The sequence below is a fragment of the Pseudomonas sp. TE3895 genome (assembly GCF_056278855.1).
Genome location: NZ_JBWBQE010000001.1, coordinates 1711864 through 1735094, shown reverse-complemented (window position 1 = coordinate 1735094; position 23231 = coordinate 1711864). Strand labels below are relative to the sequence as shown.

The following is a 23231-nucleotide window of genomic DNA, read 5'->3' as shown; positions in this document are numbered from 1 at the left end:
ACGGTCGGTAGGGGCCGCAAGGCGGCCCCTTCGATTCAGGCCTTTTCACTCATATCAGCCAACACCCTCACCCACTCCGGGTGATCATTCAGGCACGGCACCAGCACCAGCTCCCGGCCACCCGCCTCGACAAACTGCTCGCTGCCACGCATGCCTATCTCTTCCAGCGTCTCGATGCAATCCGCCACAAACGCCGGGCACATCACCAGCAGCTTCTTCACACCGGCCTTGGCCAGCTCATCCAGCCGCGTCTCGGTGTAGGGTTCGATCCACTTGTCCCGGCCCAGCCGCGACTGGAACGATACCGACCATTTGCCATCAGGTATGCCCATTTTCTGCGCAAAGGCTTTGGCCGTAGCCAGGCATTGCCCGCGATAGCAAACCGAACGTACTTCGGCGGTTGCACCGTGGCAGCAATCGGCAGCGCGCAGGTCGTGCTTGACCCCCTTCGGAAACAGTTTCTTCAGGTGCCGTTCCGGCAAACCATGGAAGCTCAGCAGCAGGTGGTCGTAACCCGTCTCAAGGTACGGCCGGGCACTGGCAGCCAGTGCCTCGATGTACGCCGGATGCTCGTAGAACGGCTGCAGCACACGCATCTGCAACGGCAACTGGCGCTCGCTGACGGTCTGTTTTGCCAGCTCGACCACCGTGGTCACCGTGCTGTCGGCGAACTGTGGATAAAGCGGCGCCAAAGTCACCTTGCGCACACCTTGGGCGGCCAACCGCTCCAACACATCAGGCAACGCTGGCTGGCCGTAGCGCATGGCAATTTCCACTGGGCCATGGGGCCAGTGCTCGACCATCGCTGCCTGCAGGCGACGGGTCAGCACAACCAGAGGCGAGCCCTCCTCCCACCAGATCGAAGCGTAGGCGTGTGCCGACTGCTCTGGGCGCTTGATCAGGATCAGCGATACCAGCAAGCGCCGCACCGGCCACGGTAGGTCGACCACGTACGGGTCCATGAGGAACTGGTTGAGGTAACGGCGCACATCGGCCACCGAGGTGGAGGCCGGGGAACCCAGGTTGACCAGCAGCAGGGCGTGATCGGTCATGCAGCGTCCTATGTCAGAGGCCACTGGACAGGTTGTCCAGCGCCGATTGCAGATCGTTGAAACGGAAGGTGAAGCCTGCTTCCAGCAAGCGTACCGGGCGCGCCCGCTGGCCTCCCAGCAGCAAGGTGGACATCTCGCCAAGCCCGGCCTTGAGCAGCAGTGCCGGCACTGGCAACAGCGCCGGCCGATGCAGGGCTCGGCCCAGTCGCCTGGCAAACTCACGGTTGCGTACAGGCTCCGGCGCGCAGGCATTATAAGGACCGCTGGCATCCTTGCGCTGCAAGAGAAAATCAATCAGGGCGACCTGGTCGTCTATATGAACCCAGGGCATCCACTGCCGCCCGTCGCCCAAAGGCCCGCCCAGCCCCAGTTTGAAGGGCATGCGCAGGCGCGACAAAAAGCCGCCATCACTGGCCAGCACCAGGCCAGTACGGACCAGTACCACGCGGATCCCCTGGGCTTGCGAACGCTGGGCGGTCTCTTCCCAGGCAATGCACAACTGGCTGGCGAAATCTTCACGCACCGGGGGTGAAGCCTCGGTCAGTTCGCGTTCGCCACCGTCTCCGTACCAACCTACCGCAGAGCCGGAGATCAGCACCTCCGGGCGCTGCTCACGGGTGCCCAACCACGCCAGCAATTGCTCGGTAAGGGTGACACGGCTGGCCCACAGCACGTTGCGCCGGGCGGCCGTCCAGGGCCTGTCGGCAATCGGCGCACCAGCAAGGTTGACCACCGCATCAAGATGATCGTCGGCCTCCAGCTGCTCCAGGCGCGCGATACCACGCACCCCGCTACCACAGATTTTTGCTACCTGTTCAGGACGCCTGCTCCAAACCGTAAGCCGATGCCCTTGGCCCAGCCAGTACTGGCACAGATGCTTGCCAATCAAACCGGTGCCACCTGTCAGCAATATATGCATGGCTGTGTCCTCGCAGAATGCGTCGGTGGTCTATTTTTAACAGCAAGGCACTTTTTTGACCCGACGCTCTCGGATAAACATAGGCCAACCTGCCGCCAACACGGAATAACCTTATACATAATTTTGGCATTGTACAGGTTTGCCTGACAGCGTAGTCTGCTCACAGCAAGGTTTGAAGAGGCCATCATGACAGTACCTATCGCCATCATCGGGGCCGGCATCGCCGGTTTGTCAGCCGCCCAGGCCTTGCAGAAGGCCGGGCAATCCGTGCACTTGTTCGACAAAGGCCACGGCAGTGGCGGGCGCATGGCCAGCAAGCGCAGCGAAGCCGGCGCGCTCGACCTGGGGGCACAGTACTTCACTGCCCGTGACCGACGCTTCGTCGATCAGGTGCAGCAATGGGTGGCCGCCGGCTGGGCCGAGCAGTGGAAGCCTCAACTGTACAACTACCGTGATGGCGAACTTACCCCCTCCCCCGACGAGCAGACGCGTTGGGTGGGCGTGCCACGCATGAGCGCCATTACCCGCGGCTTGCTCAAGGACGTCACCGTCAACTTCGGCTGCCGCATAGCGGAAGTGTTTCGCGGCAAGCAGTACTGGCACCTGCAAGATACCGAAGGTTGCAGCCACGGCCCCTACAGCCGTGTGGTCATCGCCGTCCCGGCACCGCAGGCCACGCCACTTCTGGCCGCCACACCGAAGCTCGCGGCCGTGGCCGCTGGCGTGCAAATGGAACCTACCTGGGCCGTCGCCCTCGCCTTCCAGGCACCGCTGGATACGCCAATGCAAGGCTGCTTCGTGCAGGACAACCCGCTGGACTGGCTGGCCCGCAATCGCAGCAAGCCTGGCCGCGACGAGCACCTGGACACCTGGGTACTGCACGCAACATCAGACTGGAGCCGGCAACACATCGACCTGCCAAAGGATGAAGTAATCGAGCAGCTGTGGGGCGAATTCGCCGAACTGGTCGGCTGCGTGGTCCCCCCGCCCACCTTCGCCCTCGCCCACCGCTGGCTCTATGCCCGCCCCAGTAGCAATCATGAGTGGGGCGCACTGGCCGATGCTGACCAGGGCTTGTACGCCTGTGGGGACTGGTGCCTGTCCGGCCGCGTCGAGGGCGCATGGCTCAGTGGCCAGGAAGCAGCGCGGCGCTTGCTCGAACACCTTGAGTGATGCCGAACTATACAAAAATACTAGTTTGCATAACTTCAGCGCTGTGCTGAAATAAACCTGTACAAGTTTCGAGTCACGTACAGGTTTATTTTCGGAGGCAGCCATGCACGACCCTTCCGCCCACAGCAAGCCGCGTATCGCCATCAGCGCCTGCCTGACCGGGCACAGCGTGCGCTACAACGGCGGCCACAAGGCCTCCGACCTGTGCCGTAAACAGCTGGAACAGCACTTCGACTGGCTACCCGTGTGTCCGGAAGTGGCAATCGGCCTGGGTGTCCCGCGCGACCCGATTCGCCTGGTCGGCAACCCCGAGCAACCCGAAGTGGTAGGCACCCGCGACCCCGGCAAGGACCTGACCGACCCGCTGCGCACCTATGGCGAGCAGATGGCCAACGAGCTTGACGACATCTGCGGCTACATCTTCATGCAGAAGTCACCTTCATGCGGCCTGGAACGGGTAAAGGTTTATCAGGACAACGGCCACCCGGCCGTGCATGGTGGCCGCGGCGTCTATGCCCAGGCTTTCTGCGCATTGCGCCCGGACCTGCCAGTAGAAGAAGAAGGCCGCCTGCATGACCCCGTGCTGCGCGAGAACTTCATAAGCCGCGTTTACGCCTACGCCGACTGGCAGCACCTGCTGGCCGAGGGCCTGAACCGTGGCGCGCTGGTACGCTTTCATTCGCGCTACAAGTATTTGCTGATGGCCAATAACCCCCAGGCCTATCGCACCCTCGGCCGCCTGCTTGGCAGCATGAGCAAGGCTGATGAACCACAGAGCATCGGCCCGCGCTATTTCAGCCAGCTGATGCAAGCCCTGCGCCGCTGCGCGAGCCGCGGCACCCACAGTAACGTGCTGCAGCACCTGAGCGGTTACTTCAAGGATGCCCTGACGCAGCAGGACAAGGCCGAGTTGCAGGCAGTCATCGGCCAATACCAACAAGGCGTGGTACCACTGGTAGTGCCACTGACCTTGCTCAAACACCATTTGCGCAAGCACCCAGACCCCTACCTGCAGCAACAAGCCTACCTGCAGCCGCACCCCGAGAGCCTGGGTTTGCGCAATGCGGTCTGAGGACTTGCTGCCCATCGGCGAACTTGCCCGTCGCACCGGCGTAAACCCGGTCACCCTGCGCGCCTGGGAGCGCCGGTATGGGTTGCTCAAGCCACAGCGCACCGCCAAGGGGCATCGCCTGTACCCACTTGAGCAGGTCGAACGCGTCGAAGCCGTTCTGGCCTGGCTGCAGCGTGGCGCGTCGGTCGGCCAAGTCCGCGAGTTGCTCGACAAACCCGCCAGCACCCCACCGAAGGGGGACTGGCAAGCCAGGCAATTCCAGCTGATCGAAGCCATCGCCGGCCTTTCACAGCGCGCCCTCGACCAGCAACTTAATCAGGCCATGGCGCTGTACCCGGCAGTCACCCTGTGCGAACAACTGCTGCTGCCGCTCCTCGACATGCTCGACCAGCGCTGGCGCAACTACTTCAACGCTCGGCTGGAGCAGGTGTTTTTCCACAGCTGGATGCGCAGCAAGCTCGGTGCCCGCGTGTACCACGACAACCAGCTGCTGCAAGGGCCTGCCGTGTTGCTGGCCGAAGACAGCGAACGCACCTTCAGCCCAGACTTATGGTTGTGCGCCTGGCTGCTCACCAGCAATGGCTTCCCGGTCGAGGTGCTCGAGCAGCCCGTTGCAGGCCCGCAATTGCTAAGCGCCGTCAACGCGCTCAAACCACGCGCCTTACTCCTGCATTTGGGCCCACGCATCGACGACAAGGCGTTGCTGCGCACCCTGCAAGGCTTGCCGATCCCCAAGCTGTTGGGTGGTGCCACGCTGGCGCTGCATGAAGCCCGCTTGAAGGCTTTTGAGCTGCCCGACCTTTTCCTGTTCGACACCCCGCAGGCGGCATTGCGCGTGCTTCAAGCCCATGATCGACAGCCTGTAGAGATCAATCCCCCATGCACCTGACCTGGCTGCGCAGCGACCTGCGTATCGATGACAACACTGCACTCAGCGCCTCCACCGAACGCGGCCCGACCATCGCCCTGTGGCTGGTCAGCCCCGGACAATGGCAAGCCCATGACGATGCCGACTGCAAAGTCGACTTCTGGCTGCGTAACCTGCATGACCTGCGCCAATCACTGGAAAAGCTGAACATACCCCTGCTGATCCGCACAATCGATACCTGGGACCAGGCGCCACAGGCAGTGCTCGATGTCTGCCGCCAACATCAGGTGCAAAGCGTGCACTGGAACGAGGAGTACGGCATCAATGAGCAGCGCCGGGATGATGCCACCCGCGCACTGTTGGAAAAGTCGGCCATCCAGGCGCACAGCTACCTCGACCAGCTGTTCTTCCGTCCAGGCACTCTACTGACTCGCAGTGGCGATTACTTCCAGGTGTTCAGCCAGTTCAAGAAAACCTGCCTGGAGCATCTGCACCGCAGCCTGCCAGCCCTGGCACGGCGGGTGAAGCGCCAAGCCCCGCTGAACATCGGCAGCGACCCGATCCCGCAACATGTCGAGGGCTTCGGAACAACCACGCACGCACTGCGCGACCACTGGCCAGCCGGTGAAGCTGAGGCACAATCCCGCCTGTCATGCTTCCTCGACGAAACCATCGACGACTACCACCACTTGCGCGACTTGCCTGCCAAGCCCGGTACCAGCCAGCTTTCCCCCTACCTGGCCGCTGGCGTGATTTCGCCCCGCCAATGCTTGCACGGTGCACTGGCCGGCAACCGGGGCGAGTTCGACAGTGGCAGCACGGGCGTGCAGACCTGGATAAACGAGCTACTCTGGCGGGAGTTCTACAAGCACATCCTGAGCGGTTATCCACAGGTCTCGCGCCACCGCGCCTTCCGCGCCCAAACCGAAGCCTTGCCCTGGCGTGACGCCCCGGCAGACCTGGAGGCCTGGGAGCAGGGCCGCACCGGCTTCCCGATCATCGATGCCGCCATGCGCCAGTTGCTGCACACCGGGTGGATGCACAACCGCTTGCGCATGATCGTGGCCATGTTCCTCAGCAAGAACCTGCTGATTGACTGGCGCAAGGGCGAGCGACACTTCATGCGAAACCTGATAGACGGCGATCTGGCCGCCAACAACGGGGGTTGGCAGTGGAGTGCGTCCACCGGCACCGATGCGGTGCCCTATTTCCGTATCTTCAACCCGGTTTCGCAGTCGCAGCGCTTCGATCCTCAGGGGCATTTCATTCGCCACTGGGTACCAGAACTACAAGCACTCGATGAAAAAGCCATCCATCAGCCCATTAAATCGACGGACCTTTTCGGTAATACTTCTTACCTAAGTCCAATCGTAGATCTCAGCAGCAGTCGCCAGCGGGCCCTGGAAGCGTTCAAAGGGCTGCCACGCCGGCAGAATTAGGGGATAACGTCTTGATTAACTCACGCAGTTTCTGGGTTACGGGCGCAAGCAACGGACTTGGCTTGGCTTTGGTGGAGCGGATGCTCGATGAAGGACATCGCGTTGCCGCGAGTGGCAAGAATAGCGACGCACTGGATGCTTTGGGGGCACGCTACGGCAGCCAATTGTTGCGGTTGCCGTGGCAGTTGCATGAAGAACAACACGTCAGCCATGCGTGCCAACAAATTTGCCATGCCTGGTGTTCGCTGGACGGGCTGATCCTCAACACCGGCACCACCGATTACCTGCCAGACAATGCCAGTGACAGTGAGCTGATCGAAGCGATCGTCACTACCAACCAGCTGGCCGCAGAGCATTGCCTGAGCAAAGCGCTGCCGTTGCTGGAAAAGGGTCAGTCGCCGCAGGTGATGGCGCTTTTCAACCGCTATTCGGCGTTGCAGCTGTTTGCACCGACACAGGTGACTGCGGGCTGGAACAATTTGCCGCAATGGATGCGTGAGCAACGCAAGGCCCTTGAGGACCAAGGGGTAGCACTGACCATTGTAGGGCCACAATCGTTGAAGGTTACGCTAACGTCGGCACAGGCGATACCGGAGGAGTGGACGCCCGGCAGTGCCGCAGAGGAGTTGCTGCGGCGTTGGCCTCAGAGAGAACCCGAACTGATCCTGGAGACGCTGGACCTCAGTAGCCTGTGGCCGCTGGCGCGTTAACACCTGAAATCAGCATTACCGTCTTCGCGGGCAAGCCCGCTCCTGCAAATTACCCAGACCTTGAGTGCTGTGGTATGCCGGCACGAGCGGGCATTGCCCGCGAAGTGGCGAATGCAGGCGAACTCAGAGCGCCATTCTGTAATGCAGGCTGTAGCTTTCTACACCATCATTGGGCTCTTTGATGCCCGCGTTGGAATAGTGAATCGCCCGCACCCCAATCTCATGCCCGCCGGCAAAGCGCAAACCAAAGCCGATGCGGTCCTCAAACTGGAAAGCCGAACCCAGCTCGTTGCTTTCCAGCTCGGTGCTGGAGAACGCCGCTACCCCTATCCCGGCTTCGATGTAAGGCTTCACCGACTCCCCGGCAAATTCATAGACGAACACGGGCGCGAAGGACAGGCTGTGATTGCTTGCGGTCTCGTCGCCATCCCAGTAGGTGTAGGCCCCATCCCAATAGCCGGTCAGCCGACCAACGCTGGTCTGCCACCAACTCGCATCCCAATTCGATTGCAGCCCTAGCCGGTAAACCATTGTCGAATCGCCGGTCTGCCCCACCGAAAACGAAACATCGGCAGCTTGTGCCGACATCGCTTGCCCCAAAACAAAGGCAGCAGCCGCTGCCAAGCCGAGCAGTTTCCTCATAAGAAACATCCTTCTTTCTGATGCTGTTGTTAGTGTCCGCCTCATCTCAGGCAAAGCGGTAGAAAGCAGAAGTGGAACGATAGTTCAGCCTTTTTTCACGTTTTTTTCACAACGCAAAGCTTTGCACATCGTCAGACTTATGCCACAGCACAGGTAGGATTTTTCTTAAGGCTTCTGGGTCAGCGCTTGTCCAGAAGCGTGCAGCGCCGGCCGGGCCTTCGGCCAATAGATCATTGGCACCCAGCAGCCGTCGCAACTGACGCGCCACGGCCGCGCCGGTGTCGATGATGGCCACGTCATTCGGCACCATGCCGGCCAGCAATGGGCGAAGGAAAGGGTAATGGGTGCAGCCGAGGATCAGCGTATCGCAACCTGCAGCCAGTAGCGGCTGCACATAACCTTGCAGCAGCTGGCGCACCGCTGGGCTTACAAGGTCACCGGCTTCGATCAGCTCGACCAGCCCCGGGCAAGGCTGGGTAATAACCTGTACGTTGTTGGCGAAGCGGTCGAGCAAGGCTGCGAACTTGGCACTCTGCAGGGTACCGGTGGTGGCCAGCACACCGACCACGCCCGAGCGGGTGGCTGCCGCTGCAGGCTTGACGGCCGGTTCCATGCCCACCAACGGCCAGGTCGGATACAACTCACGCAGGTCAGCCACTGCCGCCACCGTGGCAGTGTTGCAGGCCAACACCATGGCCTTTGCGCCTTGTTCATGGAAGAACCCGGCAATGTGCCGGCAGCGCTCGCGGATATAGTCCGGCGACTTCTCACCGTAGGGTATGTGCCCGCAATCGCCCACATACAGCAACGTTTCGTTGGGCAGCAGGCGCTGGATCTCGGCCAGCACCGACAAACCGCCAACCCCCGAGTCCATGACGCCGATCGGCGCCGAGCGCTCAGCCATCGCGCTTACCACAGACCGTGCAAGCCGGGTCACGCTTGACACGAAGCTCGCGGATACGGGTGCCGAGGGCATCGATCAACAGCAAGCGGCCGACCAACGGCTCACCGAAGCCAGCCAGCAACTTCATCGCCTCCAGCGCCTGCAGGCTACCCACCAGCCCCACCAGCGGGCCAATGACGCCAGCTTCGCTGCAGGTCAGTTCGGCTTCGCTACCATGCCCGTACAGGCAGTGGTAGCACGGGCTGTAGTCACGCCGCGGGTCGAACACCGACAGTTGGCCTTCCAGACGGATTGCCGCTCCGCTGACCAGCGGCTTGCCGGCGGCGACACAGGCAGCGTTGACCGCCTCGCGGGTAGAGAAATTGTCGGAGCAGTCCAATACCAGGTCGACTGCCGACACCGCAGCCGCCAGCGAGTCCTCGTCCAGTGCCTGGCGGTGAGCAACCAGGCTGACTTCCGGGTTGATTGCCTGCAAGCGCTGCAAGGCCGAGTCGACCTTGCTCATGCCGACGCTGGCACTGTCGTGGATAACCTGGCGTTGCAGGTTGGTCAGGTCGACGGTGTCGAAGTCGGCCAGGTGCAGCTCACCCACGCCAGCGGCGGCCAGGTACAGGGCGACTGGCGAGCCCAGGCCACCCAGCCCGATGATCAGCGCTTTGCTCTGCTTGAGCCGCAGTTGGCCATCGATGTCGATCTGGGCCAGCAGCACCTGGCGGCTGTAACGCAGCAGTTCCTGATCACTCAGCATGGCAGTCGCCCCAGGGTAATGCGCTCATGGCCGCCCAGGTCCGTGCGGCTGGCCACCTCGATAAAGCCATGTTCAGCCAGCAGAGCACGTACCGCTGCCGCCTGATCGTAGCCATGTTCCAGCAGTAGCCAACCACCTGGCAACAAGTGCGCGGGGGCTTGGGCGGCGATCACGCGAAGATCGTCCAGGCCATCGGCACCGGCCACCAGGGCACTGCTGGGTTCGAAGCGCACGTCGCCGGCCACAAGGTGCGGGTCTTCAGCGGCGATGTAGGGCGGGTTGCTGACAATGAGGTCAAAACGCTCCCCGGCCAGGCTGTCGAACCAGTGGCTTAGCCTTACCCGAGCGTTGGCCAGGCCTAACCGCTGGCGGTTGCGCTCGGCGAGGGCAGCAGCCTCCTCCACCCGGTCAACCGCTGTCACCTGCCAGGCCGGGCGCTCGCTGGCCAGCGCCAGAGCGATAGCCCCCGTACCGGTACCCAGGTCGAGAACCTTGGCTGGCGAAGCGGGTTGCAGTTCAAGCGCCGTCTCGACCAGCAGCTCGGTATCCGGCCGCGGGATCAGGGTATGCGGCGCAACCTCCAGGTCGATCTTCCAGAAGCCCTGCAGCCCAAGGATATAGGCCACTGGCTCGCCGCCACGGCGGCGCTGCAGGTAGCCGGCATAGGTCTCGGCATCTTCGCTGCTGACGATACGCTCGGGCCAGGTATGCAAGTAGCTGCGCGATTTACCGATGGCCGCAGCCAGCAGCAGTTCGGCATCCAGGCGCTCAGTGGGCGATTCAGGCAACTGCGCGTTGCGCAACAGGCTGGCGATGACAGTCATCAGTCCCCCAAGGCGGCCAGTTGATCGGCCTGGTATTCGGCCAGCAGCGGTTCGATCACCGCGTCTACGCCACCGCTGAGGATGTCGTCCAACGAATACAAGGTCAGGTTGATGCGGTGATCGGTCACCCGCCCCTGTGGATAATTGTAGGTGCGGATGCGCTCGGAGCGGTCACCGGACCCCACCAGCAGCTTGCGCTCACTGGCAATGGCGTTCTGCGCGGCACTGGTCTGCATGTCGTTCAGCTTGGCCGACAGCCAGGACATGGCGCGAGCACGGTTCTTGTGCTGCGAGCGCTCCTCCTGGCATTCGACCACGATACCGGTGGGCAAGTGGGTGATACGGATCGCCGAATCGGTCTTGTTGACGTGCTGGCCGCCGGCACCGGAGGCACGGTAGGTATCCACGCGCAAGTCGGCCGGGTTGATTTCGATGGCGGCCTGCTCGTCCGGCTCGGGGAGCACCGCCACCGTGCACGCGGAAGTGTGGACACGGCCTTGGGACTCGGTCTCGGGCACACGCTGAACCCGGTGTGCACCGGACTCGAACTTGAGCTTGCCGTAGACATTCTCGCCCTCGACGCGGGCAATGATTTCCTTGTAGCCGCCGTGCTCGCCTTCGTTCTCGGACAAGATCTCCAGGCGCCAGCCGCGCTTTTCGGCGTAGCGCGAATACATGCGGAACAGGTCACCAGAGAAGATGGCTGCCTCGTCGCCACCCGTACCGGCGCGGATTTCGAGAAACACGTTGCGACCGTCGTTGGGGTCTTTGGGCAGCAGCATGCGCTGCAGCTGCGCCTCCAGCGTCAGCAGTTGCTCCTTGGCTTCACGCACCTCTTCCACGGCCATTTCACGCAGGTCCGGGTCACTGTCCTTGAGCAGCGCCTGGGCGCCTTCGAGGTCGTCCTGGACTTTGCGCCACTCTTTATAAGCAGCGTAGACCGGCTCTACCTCGGCATACTCGCGGGAGTAGGCGCGAAAACGCGTCTGGTCGGAAATAACCTCGGCGTCACCGAGCAGGGCGGTGAGTTCTTCGAAACGGTCCTGGAGGATTTCCAGTTTGTTCAGCAGCGACGCTTTCATTGCGGGGATTTGTCCGTGGAGCCCTCGTTGAGGGCAAAGAGTTCCTGGGCCATGGCCAGCGCATCAAGGCGGCCCTCGGCCGAGAGCTTTTTCAGCTGCACGCTGGGCGCATGCAGGAGTTTGTTGGTCAGGCCCCGGGCCAGCTGGGCCAGCACGTCTTCGGGGTTGCCGCCATTGGCCAGCAGGCGCAGGGCCTTTTGCAGTTCTTCGTCGCGAAGGCGCTCACTTTGCTGGCGATAGGCCCTGAGCACGTCCACCGCAGCCAGTTCGCGCAGGCGCAGCATGAAGTCTTCGGCGCCCACGGATACCAGCTCTTCGGCCGCCTGGGCCGCGCCCTGGCGGCTCTTGAGGTTTTCTGCCACTACATCGTGCAGGTCGTCGACGGTGTACAGGTAGACATCATCCAGCTCGCCGACTTCGGTTTCAATATCGCGAGGGACAGCGATGTCGACCATGAAGATCGGCTTGTGTCGGCGCTGTTTCAGTGCGCTCTCGACCGCGCCCTTGCCAAGGATCGGCAACTGGCTGGCGGTGGAACTGATCACGATGTCACTGTTGGCCAGTTCCTGTGGGATGTCTGCCAGCAGCACGGCATGCGCGCCGAACTGCTCGGCCAGGATGCTGGCGCGCTCCAGGGTGCGGTTGGCCACCACGATACGGCGTACGCCCTGCTCGTGCAGATGGCGGGCGACCAGGGTGATGGTTTCGCCGGCACCGATCAGCAGGGCCTGGCTGCGGCCCAGGTCGGCGAAAATCTGCTTGGCCAGGCTGACCGCGGCGAACGCAACCGAAACCGGGTTTTCACCGATGGCCGTATCGGTACGCACCTGCTTGGCGGCGCTGAAGGTGGCCTGGAACAGGCGCCCAAGCAACGGCCCGACGGTACCGGCTTCGCGGGCCACGGCGTAGGCGGACTTCATCTGGCCCAGGATCTGAGGCTCGCCGAGAACCAGCGAGTCCAGGCCCGAGGCCACGCGCATCATGTGCTTCACGGCCTCGTGCTCTTCATGCACGTAGGCGCTGGCGCGCAACTCGTCGAGGCTGAGGCGGTGATAGTCGGCCAGCCACTGCAGCACGGCGTCGGCGGACAGGTGGTCCTGCTCTATATAGAGCTCACTGCGGTTGCAGGTCGACAGGATCGCCGCCTCGCGGCTGGACGTCAGTCTGCAGAGCTGCTGCAGGGCGTCTACCAGCTGCTCTGGGGTAAACGCCACGCGCTCGCGTACGTCTACCGAGGCAGTCTTATGGTTGATACCAAGTGCAAGAAAGGCCATGCAAGGTCGCTGGTTGTGACGGGAAGCCGATAATTGTCCTCTTTCGCAGGTTTCAGGACAACCACCGTTCGCTATTGTGCTGATAGTCCTGCGGCTATCGCCTTTTCGTAGCCTGCCCTAGCGGTGTTTTCAGGTCTTGCCGGCTTTTGATCTGGCTTTTGATCCTGATCTTGATCTTCGCGACTTCAGGAGGCCGAACGCAGGCCTTGCGCAGGGAGGTGACGGGCATGGATGCCCGTCAAGCGCTGCGCCCCAGGATGGGGCCTGCAGCGCGGTCCTCCCGGGAGCAAGCCCTACGCTCGGCCTCCTGAAGTCGCAATCTGCAGCGCCTGATCAACCGCGCGCTTAGAAGCGACAGTAAGAGCAAAAGCCAGAGCCATCGGCTCGACATCGCCCTAGCCAACTACGCCGACCGGGTCGAGAAGACTTTTGCCATATTTCCAAAGATTTATCCACAGTCTTGTAGTCCATTTCCCAAATACATGCCCAGCTGTTGCCCTACCCTCCTTCCGGACCTAGTCTTGACGCCGCTACATCGATATTCCTCACTGAGACAGCGATACGAGTTGGATAGCATCGAGCTATCAGTCAGTCGGTTTATTTCTATCTATTTATTTTGCCGATGATTAGAATTTTTTGTTGACGAGGATTAGTAGCGGTAATGACGAACTGGAATAATGCACGCTTACTTGGTAACACATCAACAACAAGCATTTTTATATTTCAGTTTTGTTAAGCTTACCTTAAAAATGATTTCCAATGTAGGGTATGCTTCGTGCATGGCAGGAAGCTATATAATAGGCGCGAGCAATGAAAGAATTTGCAGTATCTCGTAGGCACTCAGTGCTTCTTTGGGGCGTTAACTTGTGTGCTATTTCGGCCTCTACGCTGAGCTATATTTATTTTTCCTACTATATTTATGCTCATACTGCTAGCCTAATACTTTCCCAAGTGGTGCTGTTTGCACCAATGGTTCTGCCGGTAATTCTTGTCGTTCCAATTTACCGACTGGCTGACTATCTAGCGCCACGCACCTTGCTGTGGAGTGCCAACTTGCTGTCGCTGGGCTGCGCGGCGGTCACCTACAAGATCCTGCCACATTATGTGGAAGTCGCCGTGTTAGGCGCGGTAGTCATTGGCACCCTGGATGCGCTGCAACGGGTAGGCCGTATTGTTGCCATCAAGTGTTATTTCCCGGGTGCGCAAATCGCCAGCTCAGTGCCTCTGACACTCACCGCACAATTCATTGCCGGAGGCCTGGCAGGCATCAGTTTGCTACTGTTCAAAGCCAACATGACGCCTGGGTTAGCCCTGCTCATTACTGTCAGTCTTTTTTCCATCGCGGCTTTGGCGGCCTATCTACTACCTGCGCCAACAAAGCCTCCGATCACCGTGCAGGTCGCACCAAGACTATTGACTGCCCTTGGTTCGCTTTTGCAGGAGTATCCCGCGCTACGCCTCAGCCTCTATCAGTTCATCGTCTTCGTCAGCCTTTTTCAGGGCTTCTTCAATGTGTCCAGGGTGCTGTTACCGGCCCATGTGCTGGGCTTGGGAGAGGTGTATGTCGGTTTGTTGCAGGCCGTCAATAGTGTGGCAGCTTTGGTGGGCGCAGTACTGTTCTATCGCTTGGGCAAGTGTAATGTGCAACCGCCACCTATGCCGATGGCTGTAGTCAGCGGCCTGTTCATGATGCTCGCAGCGTTCGGCCATGATATTCAGTCCAGTTACATCGCGTATTTTCTCTACATATTTTTTTTCGAACTGGCATTTTTCAAGTTGCAAGCCGATCTTGTCAGGAGCACACCTACCAGCGCCATGCCGTTGATGGCATCTGTCCAGTATGCGGGGGTCTACTTAGGCATGATAATCACCATCTTCGCCGGCTCAATACTGGTTAAGTATGTTGGCCTGTTCAGCACGAGCATTATCTTCGTTGCTTTCTATTTCTTCGCATCCAACGTCCTGCGAACGACAGTTTCGATCAAGGGAAAACAACCTGTCTAAATAATTTCTTCAAGGAGAACAATATGCCCACATTGGCGCGTGTATTTCCGTTCGTCCGTCTTTTGGATTTGGCGAACATATTAACAATGTTCAATATCGGCCTGGCCTTCGGTACTGTTTATTTTGCGTTGCAAAGACGGTTTGTTCTGGCGGCGACGGTGATTTGCCTGGCCGCGATGCTCGATTTCCTTGACGGCCACATAGCCCGGCGCTACCTGGCTGCGAACAGCGCGCAACGGGCCTTCGGCAAGCATCTAGACAGTTTTGCCGACTTGCTCAATTTCAGCATCACGCCAGCCCTTGTCATCCTAATCCTCGACCAGTCTCTTTCGGCCACGCTGGCCGCAGTAACTCTGGTTTTCACGGCCATTTTGCGGCTATCGCTGTTTGGCATGCCCGGCACATCGGCTGGCGGGGGATATCAGGGGCTACCCACCACATATTCAGGATTTGTCTTTGCGCTGGCCCTGATGGGGTTATCGGCCGGGCATTACGGTGCCGGTGTGATCGTCGGCCTAATGGCCCTGGTCGGCATCCTCCAGGTCACCAGCTTGAGAATTCCCAAGTATGGCGCACCTTCGACGGTCGCTTGCTTCGCAATGCTGTTCGGGCTCAGCACTATTTACTTTCATCCCTGGTAATCCGAGGTTCCAATGAAACACGTGGTTTTCGTCGACAGCACCGTAAGCGGCCTGCTGGCTTTTGAGGCAGCCAAACGGCTTGGCTGCCACGTCACCTTCATTCATCAGCGCGACGCCTCGTTCCTGACGATCTCGATCAAGGACGACACCTCTCGTCTCGAGCCTTACCTGCGATATGTGGATGCTTATTTGCGTATCGATAATCTGGAAGGCGGCGAATTCAGCCGGTTGTTGGCCAACCTGCACGCAGAGCGCCCTATTGACGCCCTGATCTCTACCTCTGAAGCAGCCATAGTACCGGTGGCGCGGGAGGCCCAGCGCATCGGCACCCTCTACCCGAGGTACGAAGCTCTGTGCGGGGCGGTATACAAGAGTCGACTGCGCGAAACGCTGCGGGCACACGGACTACGCTCTCCTGATTTTGAAGTACTAAGCGAGGAGCAACTGATCAATGGGGTCGTTCCGAGTTTGTCGCTGCCATTCGTTGTCAAGCCGACCCGAGGATTCGCCAAGCAGTTTTCCGCCATTTGCCATAGCCAGACCGACTTTGACGCCTTTCTCGCCGAGCTGCGCCAGAGTCGCAAGGGTGCTGATCCTATGATCGACCACTTGGTAAGCCGCGACTATCTGGTCGAGCAATACATCGACGGTACATTGCATTCAGCGGAAGTCATCGTCCAGGACACCAAGGTCTCCTGCTTTGCGACCACCATCCGTTTCCGCGCCGACCATAGCGAAATATTAGAAATGACCGCGACCATGCCGTCAGGCCTTGACGCAGCACAGCGCGACGAGATCAAAGCATATGTGCAGGCAGTGTTCAGCGCTCTGGGGCTGGATGTTGGCCTTTATCATGTTGAACTGTTGCGCGATGCCAAAGGGCCCTGTCTAGTGGAGATCAACGCACGCATGATGGGTAGCGTAGCGCCGCAGATGTACCGGATGCTGACCGGCATCGACCCGTTCGAACTGCTAGTCCGTCTGCACCTGGGCGAGCCCATTCTAATTGACGACTCAGTGCTTCAGCGCGCAGGTAGCGTCGTAACTGTCGCCTCCCGCAATGGCGGTCATATCGCCCACGACTACGACCCCGACACCCTACAGCCATTACTGGACAAGTACGCCATCCGGTTTTGCACCGCCCACGTTGCGCCTGGCCAGGCGGTAAACGTCTATAGCGGCAACATCGGCACAATTGGCCACGTCATCGTTGAGGACGACTGCCCCCACTCTGCGGCGAAAAAGGGCAATCGCTTCCTACGCGAGCTGTCCTCACTTTACGGCCTTGAACTCGCGACTTATACCGGCGCCGAATTGGCTTAAACCTGACATGAACTGACAGCCCCCTGCAACGGACTGATTCGACTGATTAGGGAAGACATATGCACTCAGTAAATCCTTCTCCCGTGTTCGCTTTTTCCGGCAAGGCCGATACCCTGCAGCAACTGGCACCACTTCTGAGCACCGGGCAAGTGTTGCCCCTTCATCGATTCACCGTGGCACAGTGGCGGGAGGACTGGCAGGCAGTGATCGCGCACTGTCAGGCGTTCTTTGGCGATGAGCCGCTGATTGTACGATCCAGCTGCCTAGCCGAAGACCGCGACGGCCATTCCGGTGCAGGAATGTACGCGTCAGTTCTAGATGTGTGTGGCGGCCAGGCACTCGGCGAAGCCATCAAGACGGTGATCGCCTCCTACGGCCTAGCTCGCGAGCGCGATGAGGTGCTGGTGCAGCAGATGGCGAGAGGAGTATTGGCCAGCGGAGTGGCGATGACCCGTGATCCAGAGACGGGTTTGCCATATTACGTAGTTGACTATGTACCAGGTGCCAGTACTGACGGTGTCACTACCGGCAACGAGACTGTGCATGCTTTCGTCTCCCTTGGCAGCGAAGCGGCAAGCGAGCCTGCGGAATTACCAGGGCTGTTTGCTTTGCTCGAAGAGGTACAAGTTCTAACCGGGCGCGATGCCTTGGACATAGAGTTCGCGATCACTGGCGATGGCCCTCTGCTATTCCAAGTACGTCCCATGACCGCAGATGGGCCCCGTAATGCCAGCGCACTTGCCGACGCCCAACTACGCAAAGTTTTGGAGCACGAGGTTTCCCAGCTCGAAGAGCTGATCTGCAAGCAACACCATCTGCGTCCTACGTCGACCGCCTTCCTTGGCCTTATGCCGGACTGGAACCCGGCGGAAATGATCGGTACCAAGCCGCGGGCGCTAGCCTACTCGCTATATAAGGAGCTGATCACTGACCTTAATTGGGCCTCTGCCAGATTCCGATACGGCTACCGGGATCTGCGGCGCAAACCGCTGATGTACCAGGTGGGTGGCTCTCCTTTCATCTGCATTGCCCACAGCATCGAGTCATTCATCCCGGCCTCGGTACCTCAAGATGTTGCCGAGCGCGTAGTCGAACAGTGCGGCGAGTACTTGGCCATGCATCCTCATCTGCATGACAAGATCGAGTTCGCGATCATTCCTACTTGCTTCACGCCAGAGCTTACTAGCCCCGATGCCGCTGCCGCGCTGCCGGCGCTCCGGACTCTTAGTACCAAGCAGCACGAATGCTACTTGAACGAGCTACGCCAGTTGACCGAGCACATTATTTCCCCCAGCGGCCCGTTCTTCTCCGACCTGACACGTCTACCGAGTATTACTGACAAGGTGCAGAGTTTAATGGCGAGGCAACCTCGGGGCGAGTCCTTGCAACGTATGAGGAATGCTCTATCGGCGGCCAACGTTGTCGCTGAAGTATTCGCTGGCGCTGCCCGTGCAGCGTTCGTAGGTACCGCAATAATTAAATCGCTGGAAACAGCGGGGGTAGTATCTGCCGGTTTCATCGATCATGTGACCGGAGGGGTCAATAGTATCGGTCGCGAGATGGCCAGCGATTTCCAGACGTTGCATAAGGACGATTTCCTAAAGCTCCACGGTCATGTCCGGCCGGGTACCTACGATATACGTGTGGCGCGCTACGACGAGACTCCGGAGAGTTATTTTGACTGGCAGCGCCCATTACAACGCCCCCCAAAATCTACGAACGGCCTAACTGTATCTCGGGCCCAGGTCAACGCCATGCAGCAAGCTTTCGACCAGTGCGGTCTTAACGTTTCCGCCGAGCAGTTCCTCCAATTTGCTCAAGCCGCTATTGCATCGCGCGAGAAGCTCAAATACCTCTATGCAGCGTTTGTTTCGGATGTTTTGCGCTCACTATGCGATTGGGGTGAGGTACATGGTCTTGACCGCGACCAACTCAGCTTTGCGCAAATCACCGACTTTACCCGCGGTTACGTCGACATTGATCGCAAACGTTTGCACCAAGCGATTGCCCACAACCGCAGCCGCTGGTATGAAACGCAGTTAGTCCGTACGCCAAGCATCATCTGTCAGCCGCAAGATCTATTCGGCCATCGAGTGCACTGGTGCAATCCCAACTTCATCACTCGAAGTGCCACTCATGCGCGGGTGGCCCATGTGCTTCCAGGGCAATTGGCACCGGACATAGAGGGTTGCATTGTCTTAATCGAAAACGCTGATCCGGGTTTTGATTGGATTTTTACCCACCGCATTGCTGGTTTCATCACCGCCTACGGAGGCGAGAACTCGCATATGTCGATCCGAGCCCGAGAGTTCGCCATTCCCGCAGCTATCGGCGTGGGCGATACTCGATTCAAAACCCTATTGGCGGCGACAAGCCTGCTGCTCGACTGCGCCGAGCGGCGTATACAGGTGCTGGCATGATTTTGGTTGGGCTGACCATGCTCAGGCAGTTCAACGCCGAACGCCAGGAATGGCGGGACGCGCTCGACCAGCGCTGGGTTGAATTCTTAGACCAATGTGGGCTGACCCCGCTGTACCTTCCAAACGATCCAAGAGTCAGCATGGCGTTAGTCCAATCATTGCGCCCTCAGGGCCTCCTGCTTACCGGTGGAGGGAGTTGCCAGGCCCTGAGTGGGACAGCCGACACACGCGACGTCACTGAGAGGGTCTTGCTTGATCTTGCGGAAAATCTACGGCTTCCGGTGCTCGGTGTATGCCGCGGCATGCAGGTAATGTTGACGCGAGCTGGTGGCACTTTGGAACGCTTGGCCGGCCATGTAGGTGAGCACATGATCAACATGCAAGAACAACGGCGGCGAGTGAATTCCTATCATGAATACGGCTTTCGCGAGGCGCCCGACGGCTACCGCGTACTAGCCCTGGCCGACGACGGCGTGATCGAGGCTGTGTATGACGACCACCGTCGGCATACCGGGATCATGTGGCACCCCGAGCGAGAACTACCTGCCGATCCATTGGATATTCAACGCGTGCGACATGCCTTCGGAGCTTTTTCATGAAAGCCGTCATTCTTGCTGCTGGTCGCGGGAGCCGCTTACAAGCCCTGACCGATGAACGCCCCAAGGCCTTGGTACCCTTTAACGGTGTGCCACTGCTACAGCGCGCGATTGAAACGCTCCGTCGATGCGATGTCAGCGAGGTTGGCATCGTTGCAGGCTATCGAAGCGAAATGCTTGCACCATTCGCCGACACTTTGTTTCACAACCACCGCTGGCACAGCTCCGGTATTTTCAGCTCTCTAAATTGCGCCAGCGATTGGTTGAGCGCAGAGCCTTGCCTTGTTAGCTACGGAGACATCTTCTACGACAGCACCCTAGTATCCGAGCTAATTAACCATCCAGCCGATATTGTCCTGGGCTACGATCCCGCTGCTGTGCGTCTCTGGCAGCAACGCTTCAACGATCCGCTACCAGATCTGGAGAACTTCCGCTTAGTCGATGGATGGGTGAGCGCTATTGGACAGACCGCTACCAGTCTTGAAATCATTCAGGGCCAGTACATGGGCTTGTTCAAAGTCACGCCAGCGGGTTGGCAGGCGTTGAAAAAGCAATTGCAAGGGCTCACGCCTCAGGCACGCGACCAAGCTGACATGACATCGCTTTTAGGGACACTAGTCAGCGAAGGTTTTCCAGTCGCCGGCGTGGCGACGCACGCTCCCTGGGGAGAAATTGACTGCCCCAGCGACGTGGCACTATACGAGCGGATCTATCCTGACCGGTGATCTCGACAAAATTGTCGGTGCGACTAACCCTGACGGTAGATTCGAGGATCGCGGCGGGTAAATGGCTCAAGGTTTTTCAGGCTGCACCTGGTTGAAAACGCCTTAGCCCGGTTGAAGCACTAGCGGGCGGCCGCATCGCGCTTCGACAAGCTCAAGCGGAATTATGAAAGCGCAGTGGCCATGGCCTGCGCCTTTCTTTGGCTACCCATGTGAAACGGGAACAGCCCCTAACTCCGCACATTACGCTTCTCATGGCGCTTGTGCTCTCCCATTTCCTGCTTCCACGGACGTAAAATATAAAGGCAGGGGCTGGGTCATTGCGTCAGAAGCCCCCTCGAACCTCTCCCCCACCCCGCTGTCCTACTCAGCACCACCCAGCCTGTAAACCACGACCTTCGCAGGTGGGTTTGCCTCCGCGCTTGTGTCATCATGCTCCGACCGCCGGTGAGTCCTCCTAATAAGCCTTTCTATGAACAAACCATACGCATTGCTGCTTGCCTTCGCCCTGCTCCAGGGCTGCCAGAGCCTGGCCCCGCAAAAGGCCGAGCCTCCCGTCGCCGAAGCTGGCAAGGCAGAGGCGGAAAAGCCCGTGGTGTATGGTTCGTTCAAGCAGGACACACTCTATAGCCTGTTGGTGGCAGAGCTGGCCGGCCAGCGCAACCGTTTCGACATCGCCCTGGCCAACTACACCGATCAGGCGGCAAAAACCCAGGACCCAGCAGTTTCCGAGCGCGCCTACCGCATTGCCGAGTACCTCGGCGCCGACGAGCCGTCACTGGAGAATGCACTGGTCTGGGCGCGCAACGACCCGCAGAACCTCGACGCCCAGCGCGCCGCCGCCATCCAGCTGGCCCGCGCCGGCCGCTATGACGAGTCCATGGCCTACATGGAAAAGGTACTGCAGGGCCAGGGCGACACCCACTTCGACTTCCTCGCCCTGTCCGCAGCCGAAACCGACCAGAGCACCCGCGACGGCCTGCTGCAAAGTTTCGAACGCCTGCTGGTGAAATACCCCGACAACGGCCAGCTGATATTCGGCAAGGCCCTGCTGCTGAACCAGGACGGCAAGACCGAAGAAGCCCTGGAACTGCTTGAGTCGCACCCGGCACAAAACGGCGAAGTCGCCCCGATCCTGCTGCGCGCCCGTCTGCTGCAGGCCCTGGACCGTGGTCCAGAGGCCCTGCCACTGCTGCGCGGGGCGATTCGCGACAACCCGGACGACAAACGCCTGCGCCTCACCTACGCTCGCACCCTGGTCGAACAGGACCGTATCGCCGATGCCAAAGGCGAGTTCATCAGTCTGGTCCAGCAATACCCCGATGACGACGAATTGCGCTACTCGCTGGCGCTGGTGTGCCTGGAGAACAAAGACTGGGATGAAGCCGAAGGCTACTTGCAGGAGCTGATCGAGCGCGACAGCTACGTTGACGCCGCGCACCTGAACCTGGGCCGCATCCACGAGGAGCGCCACGACCCTGCTGGCGCTCTGGATGAATACGCCCTGGTCGGCCCAGGCCCAGACTACCTGCCGGCACAGCTGCGTCAGGCCGACATCCTGATCGCCAACGGTCGCGGCAGCGATGCCTCGCGCCTGCTGGCCGAAGCACGCGAAGCCCAGCCAGACTACGCCATCCAGCTATTCCTGATCGAATCGGAAAGCTACAGCAACAACAACAAGGACGCCCAGGCCAATCAGGTGCTGCAGCAAGCCATCCAGCGCTACCCGGACGACCTCAACCTGCTTTACACCCGCGCCATGCTGGCCGAGAAGCGCAACGATTTGACGCAGATGGAAAAAGACCTGCGCGCCATCATCGCCCGCGAGCCAGAAAACGCCATGGCCCTGAACGCCCTGGGCTACACCCTGGCCGACCGCACCACCCGCTATGCCGAAGCCAAGGCACTGATCGACAAGGCCCACCAATTGACCCCCGATGACCCGGCAGTGCTCGACAGCCTGGGTTGGGTCAACTATCGCCTGGGCAACCTCGACGTCGCTGAAACCTACCTGCGCCAGGCCTTTGCCAACTTCCCCGACCACGAAGTGGCCGCCCACCTGGGCGAAGTACTGTGGGCCAACGGCAAGCGCCGCGAAGCTCGCCATGTATGGGCCAAGGGCTTCGAGGCCCAGGCCGACAGCCCTATCCTGCGCAAGACCCTTTTGCGCCTGACCGGATCCGAGACTCTTTAACGCCATGTTCCTGCGCCATTGCATCACCTTTACCATGATCGCCCTGCTGGCCGGCTGTGCCGGCTTCGGTAGCCGCGAGGCCCTGCAGGGCCACGGCGACCCGCAGCAGTGGCGCGCCCACAAAGCGCAGCTGAGCAGCCTCGATGGCTGGCAGATCAACGGCAAGGTCGGTATCCGTGCCCCGCGCGATTCCGGCAGCGGCACGCTGTTCTGGCTGCAACGTCAGGACTATTACGACATTCGCCTGGCCGGCCCGCTGGGCCGTGGCGCCGCACGCCTTACCGGCCGCCCGGGTGGCGTGGTGCTGGAAGTGGCCAACCAGGGCCGCTACGAAGCCACCAGCCCAGAAGCGCTGCTGGAAGAGCAACTGGGCTGGCAACTGCCGGTTTCGCACCTGGTCTGGTGGGTGCGCGGCCTGCCCGCCCCCGACAGCAAGAGCAAGCTGACCCTGGATGGCGACAGCCGCCTGGCCAGCCTCGACCAGGATGGCTGGCAGGTGCAGTACCTGAGCTACACCGAACAGAACGGCTACTGGTTGCCCGAGCGCCTGAAGCTGCACGGCAAAGACCTGGACGTGACCCTGGTGGTCAAGGACTGGCAGCCGCGCCAGCTGGGGCATTGATC

At 60.2% G+C, this 23231-nt stretch carries 21 protein-coding genes and 1 pseudogene; 14 read left to right on the top strand and 8 right to left on the bottom strand.

Annotated elements, in window-relative coordinates:
• Positions 1–35 precede the first annotated feature (35 nt).
• Together hemH and ACZ889_RS07850 are read right to left on the bottom strand one after the other, a co-directional pair.
• Positions 36–1052, bottom strand: a complete 1017-nt coding sequence (gene hemH / locus ACZ889_RS07855) for a ferrochelatase (RefSeq protein ID WP_003247370.1) — start codon at positions 1050–1052, stop codon at positions 36–38.
• A 13-nt stretch (positions 1053–1065) separates the two neighbouring features.
• Positions 1066–1971, bottom strand: coding sequence for a TIGR01777 family oxidoreductase (locus tag ACZ889_RS07850; protein WP_003247373.1), 906 nt, complete (start codon positions 1969–1971; stop codon positions 1066–1068).
• Between the two features lie 186 nt (positions 1972–2157).
• On the opposite strand from ACZ889_RS07850, the gene ACZ889_RS07845 reads away from it, so the two are divergent.
• The 5 genes from ACZ889_RS07845 (at position 2158) to ACZ889_RS07825 (ending at position 7233) form a co-directional block, all read left to right on the top strand.
• Positions 2158–3144: an NAD(P)/FAD-dependent oxidoreductase gene (locus ACZ889_RS07845; protein WP_476257288.1), complete on the top strand. Its 987-nt coding sequence runs from the start codon at positions 2158–2160 to the stop codon at positions 3142–3144.
• 103 nt (positions 3145–3247) lie between these two features.
• Positions 3248–4216, top strand: coding sequence for a YbgA family protein (locus ACZ889_RS07840; RefSeq protein WP_265979504.1), 969 nt, complete (start codon positions 3248–3250; stop codon positions 4214–4216).
• On the top strand, positions 4206–5105 hold the full coding sequence (locus ACZ889_RS07835; RefSeq protein ID WP_476257287.1) for a MerR family transcriptional regulator: 900 nt from the start codon (positions 4206–4208) through the stop codon (positions 5103–5105). Before ACZ889_RS07840 ends, ACZ889_RS07835 begins: the two co-directional genes overlap by 11 nt.
• Entirely contained in the window at positions 5096–6523 is a 1428-nt protein-coding gene (phrB, locus tag ACZ889_RS07830; protein ID WP_476257286.1) for a deoxyribodipyrimidine photo-lyase, read from the top strand. Before ACZ889_RS07835 ends, phrB begins: the two co-directional genes overlap by 10 nt.
• A gap of 11 nt (positions 6524–6534) precedes the next feature.
• A complete protein-coding gene (locus tag ACZ889_RS07825; RefSeq protein ID WP_121782854.1) occupies positions 6535–7233 on the top strand; it encodes an SDR family oxidoreductase in 699 nt (232 codons plus the stop codon).
• 123 nt (positions 7234–7356) lie between these two features.
• Here ACZ889_RS07825 and ACZ889_RS07820 read toward each other — a convergent pair whose 3' ends face one another.
• The 6 genes from ACZ889_RS07820 to hemA form a co-directional block, all read right to left on the bottom strand.
• Positions 7357–7875: an acyloxyacyl hydrolase gene (locus ACZ889_RS07820; protein ID WP_003247385.1), complete on the bottom strand. Its 519-nt coding sequence runs from the start codon at positions 7873–7875 to the stop codon at positions 7357–7359.
• 106 nt (positions 7876–7981) lie between these two features.
• Positions 7982–8779 (bottom strand): glutamate racemase, encoded by a 798-nt coding sequence (gene murI / locus ACZ889_RS07815; protein ID WP_476257285.1) that lies wholly within the window; start codon positions 8777–8779, stop codon positions 7982–7984.
• Complete coding sequence (locus tag ACZ889_RS07810; protein ID WP_014859519.1) at positions 8772–9527, bottom strand: molybdopterin-synthase adenylyltransferase MoeB; 756 nt, start codon at positions 9525–9527, stop codon at positions 8772–8774. Before ACZ889_RS07810 ends, murI begins: the two co-directional genes overlap by 8 nt.
• Positions 9521–10351: a peptide chain release factor N(5)-glutamine methyltransferase gene (gene prmC, locus ACZ889_RS07805; RefSeq protein ID WP_004575885.1), complete on the bottom strand. Its 831-nt coding sequence runs from the start codon at positions 10349–10351 to the stop codon at positions 9521–9523. The genes ACZ889_RS07810 and prmC overlap by 7 nt, the downstream gene beginning before the upstream one ends.
• Positions 10351–11433 (bottom strand): peptide chain release factor 1, encoded by a 1083-nt coding sequence (gene prfA, locus ACZ889_RS07800; RefSeq protein ID WP_003247392.1) that lies wholly within the window; start codon positions 11431–11433, stop codon positions 10351–10353. Before prfA ends, prmC begins: the two co-directional genes overlap by 1 nt.
• A complete protein-coding gene (gene hemA, locus ACZ889_RS07795; RefSeq protein WP_003247394.1) occupies positions 11430–12707 on the bottom strand; it encodes a glutamyl-tRNA reductase in 1278 nt (425 codons plus the stop codon). Before hemA ends, prfA begins: the two co-directional genes overlap by 4 nt.
• Before the next feature lie 810 nt (positions 12708–13517).
• Between hemA and ACZ889_RS07790 the strand changes: the two genes are divergently transcribed.
• From ACZ889_RS07790 to lolB, 9 genes and pseudogenes are all read left to right on the top strand, one after another.
• The gene (locus ACZ889_RS07790) at positions 13518–14711 is read left to right on the top strand and encodes an MFS transporter (RefSeq protein WP_257645129.1); all 1194 of its coding nucleotides are present in this window, start codon (positions 13518–13520) and stop codon (positions 14709–14711) included.
• 23 nt (positions 14712–14734) lie between these two features.
• A complete protein-coding gene (locus ACZ889_RS07785) occupies positions 14735–15352 on the top strand; it encodes a CDP-alcohol phosphatidyltransferase family protein (protein WP_064490923.1) in 618 nt (205 codons plus the stop codon).
• Between the two features lie 12 nt (positions 15353–15364).
• Positions 15365–16675: an ATP-grasp domain-containing protein gene (locus ACZ889_RS07780; protein WP_010951975.1), complete on the top strand. Its 1311-nt coding sequence runs from the start codon at positions 15365–15367 to the stop codon at positions 16673–16675.
• A gap of 59 nt (positions 16676–16734) precedes the next feature.
• Complete coding sequence (locus ACZ889_RS07775) at positions 16735–19095, top strand: PEP/pyruvate-binding domain-containing protein (RefSeq protein WP_476257284.1); 2361 nt, start codon at positions 16735–16737, stop codon at positions 19093–19095.
• A complete protein-coding gene (locus ACZ889_RS07770; protein ID WP_060545808.1) occupies positions 19092–19694 on the top strand; it encodes a type 1 glutamine amidotransferase in 603 nt (200 codons plus the stop codon). The genes ACZ889_RS07775 and ACZ889_RS07770 overlap by 4 nt, the downstream gene beginning before the upstream one ends.
• Complete coding sequence (locus ACZ889_RS07765) at positions 19691–20416, top strand: phosphocholine cytidylyltransferase family protein (protein WP_060545806.1); 726 nt, start codon at positions 19691–19693, stop codon at positions 20414–20416. Before ACZ889_RS07770 ends, ACZ889_RS07765 begins: the two co-directional genes overlap by 4 nt.
• A gap of 81 nt (positions 20417–20497) precedes the next feature.
• Positions 20498–20629, top strand: a pseudogene (locus ACZ889_RS07760) (IS5/IS1182 family transposase); the annotation flags it as partial.
• A 256-nt stretch (positions 20630–20885) separates the two neighbouring features.
• On the top strand, positions 20886–22607 hold the full coding sequence (locus tag ACZ889_RS07755; RefSeq protein WP_003247399.1) for a tetratricopeptide repeat protein: 1722 nt from the start codon (positions 20886–20888) through the stop codon (positions 22605–22607).
• Positions 22608–22611: 4 nt separating this feature from the next.
• Positions 22612–23229 (top strand): lipoprotein insertase outer membrane protein LolB, encoded by a 618-nt coding sequence (lolB, locus tag ACZ889_RS07750; protein ID WP_003247402.1) that lies wholly within the window; start codon positions 22612–22614, stop codon positions 23227–23229.
• Positions 23230–23231: the final 2 nt, after the last annotated feature.